4 protein-coding genes are annotated in these 2,678 nt (G+C 42.5%); 2 read left to right on the forward strand and 2 right to left on the reverse strand.

The genetic code is table 11. The features are described from left to right. Positions 1-106 precede the first annotated feature (106 nt). Entirely contained in the window at positions 107-490 is a 384-nt protein-coding gene (locus tag CBG25_RS02420; RefSeq protein WP_290604273.1) for a hypothetical protein, read from the forward strand. 193 nt (positions 491-683) lie between these two features. Continuing rightward, positions 684-1,694 (forward strand): site-specific integrase, encoded by a 1,011-nt coding sequence (locus tag CBG25_RS02425; RefSeq protein WP_290604275.1) that lies wholly within the window; start codon positions 684-686, stop codon positions 1,692-1,694. Positions 1,695-2,025: 331 nt separating this feature from the next. Here the strand turns inward: CBG25_RS02425 and CBG25_RS21240 are convergent, their stop codons facing one another. Both CBG25_RS21240 and CBG25_RS02430 read right to left on the reverse strand, forming a co-directional pair. Beyond that, a complete protein-coding gene (locus CBG25_RS21240) occupies positions 2,026-2,160 on the reverse strand; it encodes a DNA methyltransferase (protein WP_366212659.1) in 135 nt (44 codons plus the stop codon). Positions 2,161-2,202: 42 nt separating this feature from the next. After that, on the reverse strand, positions 2,203-2,678 hold a 476-nt coding region (locus CBG25_RS02430; RefSeq protein ID WP_290604276.1), incomplete at its 5' end, for a transposase.

Raw genomic sequence — 2,678 nt, forward strand, 5'->3', positions numbered from 1 at the left:
CGCCGGAAGAACTGGAAAAGGTATTAGATACTGCCGAACAGCAGATTGAAGAAGACATTCGTTATTTAAACGCCACAAAGACCAATTAATTCGCACGGAAATGAAAATGAAAAAGACAAAATTAACTCTGCTTTTCATTCTCCTTTGCGCTGGCATCGGGTCAGCAACTGTAGAAGACTATTCCCAAAAACAAGGTACAAAAGGGTATACCTACAAGGATTTGACCGCCTACAAGCAAAGCTGCCCTGAATGTATGAGCGTAGTAAACGACATTATTCAGATCCGCAGTCGGGTTTGCGGTCAAACCCTGAGTCCAGACGATGTGATTGTGACTGACGCACTCTACGGGTATCTGAACAGCGTCAAGCATATGGTTGGTGCGAGTGTTTACAGCAAGGTGTTACGGCTAGTGGTTGCAGAAAACGATTGCGGTAACTCCGAAAATTGGGCTAATAAGGTGCAGAAAAAAATAGAGCCAATACTTAATTAAGTGGCTAATAAACAGAGTGACAAGTCCGTTTGTTGACGGATTTTTAAAAGCAACGTTACTTGGTTAAAATGTATTTAATACAGTAAGGAAAATTCTATGAGCGTTTTAGGGGGTAGTAGAGGAATTTTAGAGAATTGATACGTCAAAAATTTTCTTTTTTTCGAGTGAAGATTTCGGGTTCACGGAGAGCGTTATGAATGAGTTGATTTTATGTGATGCTGTAACAACAATCGGTCATGTAAAAAACGGAACGAAATCACCGAACAATCCTGCACTGAGTTATTTGTTACGGTTGAGATCAAAGAAGAGCCAAAAAACGATGCGTTCCTGTCTGACTACCGTTTCTTCCATGTTCGGGTGCAACGAACCGTTGCATTTTGACTGGTCCTCGCTGACGAGGGATATGATACAGGTGGTTCTCCAACGGCTACTGAACGAACACAAAGCCCCAAACACCATTAACCTCATTCTCTGTGCTATCAAAGGGGTTGCCGAAGAAGCCAGAGCGTCACGACTGATGGATGCAGACAATTACCATGATGTAAAAAACATAAAGAGAATTAGGGGCGCACGGATAAGTCGGGGCAGAATGCTGGAATGTACTGAAATTAAACGGCTTTTTACTTTTTTGGATATTCAGACTACGGGAGCTGCGATACGGGATGCTGCGCTCATATCGCTCATGTTCGGCTGTGGGTTGAGGCGTTCAGAAGTGGCTGACCTCGATATAGACCATATTGATTTTGAAAATAACAAAATCGACATACACGGGAAAGGCAACAAGGAGCGGATCAACTATATGCCGCCTGAAACTGCCAAGCGAATGTGTCTGTGGGTAGACACGGTGAGGGGCGATCATAGTGGACCACTATTTACTCGGATACGAAAAAACGATGATGTAACCAGTGACAGCCTTACCACAAACGGAATTGGCTTTATTATTAAACAACTCGTTACAAAACTGTCACTTAAATCATTCACACCGCATGATTTACGGCGCTCCTACGCTTCATTACTACTGGAAAATGGCGAAGATATACTGACAGTGAAAGAAGCTCTGGGTCACGCCAGCGTGGTAACGACTCAACAATACGACAAACGGAGCATCAAGCGCTTAGAGGCTGCTGCGCTAAACTTTTCGTTTGGAAAAAAACATGAGAGAGATAAGGTTGCGGACGGCATTAGAACATACGAAACGGTTTAACACCCTGAAAGCACCGTTTTTTGTCGAAAAAATAGCAAGTTACACGGAAGCGCCTCGTGTAGGACGTTTGTCAGATCATCGTCAATCCAGCGCTGATAGTGTCCATTAAAATTTAAGTGGACACTATCAGCGGTGACAGACACCCTACGCTGATAGGACGTGAGATATTTAAACGGGAAACGTGCGATAAATGTGGATCTACCTGGGACAAACTGGATCTATCTGGGACAAGTCAGGGTGATTCAGTTACACATAGTGAAACTAACATTGAGGGGAAATTCGCTTTTAAATCTTGTTAATCGTCATGATAATTGCCCCACAAAATTTTTCATCATGGCAATAAAAAATCATGGAGTCTATTTTGGGCTAACTTCAGATAGGAGGCGGATTTTTCTATTCCTAACCAGGGATATGCCAGTTTTTCTGCAGCCACTGCCGTTGTCCCACTGCCTAAAAAAGGATCCAATACTGGCCCAGGCTCAACGGATCCCAGATACCGTCTTTCTTATCATGATACAAGAGCTATATTCTCATCGAAGGGGATGCCAGATTTTAAGACACCATAAGCTAATTGGAGTAATTTTCGCATTGCCGCACAGATGCCTACTTTACCTCCTTTGTGACGTGATACGAGCCGCTGCCACTGTGCTTTTATTATAGGGTTACAGGAAATGGCAGATAAAGCCGGCATGTATAATGCTTTTCTGAGCTCTGTATGACCTCGTTTTGATAGGCGACTACGTCCTTTAAATAAACCAGACTCATGCAGTTTTGGGTTAAGACCAACATAGGCCACGACTTCTTTACTGTTGCTAAATTTTGACATATTACCGATATAAGCCAGTAAACTCGCACTCAGTATTTCACCAATTCCAGGTATGCTTTCCAGCAACGCTTTGTTTTTCTTTAAATCAGGATCGCTATTAATATGATTTCTTATTTTTTCTTTTGTGGTCTGTATTTGTTGTTTTAATACATCAATGA

It is taken from the genome of Arsenophonus sp. ENCA, assembly GCF_002287155.1.
GTDB classification, from domain to species: Bacteria; Pseudomonadota; Gammaproteobacteria; order Enterobacterales; family Enterobacteriaceae; genus Arsenophonus; species Arsenophonus nilaparvatae.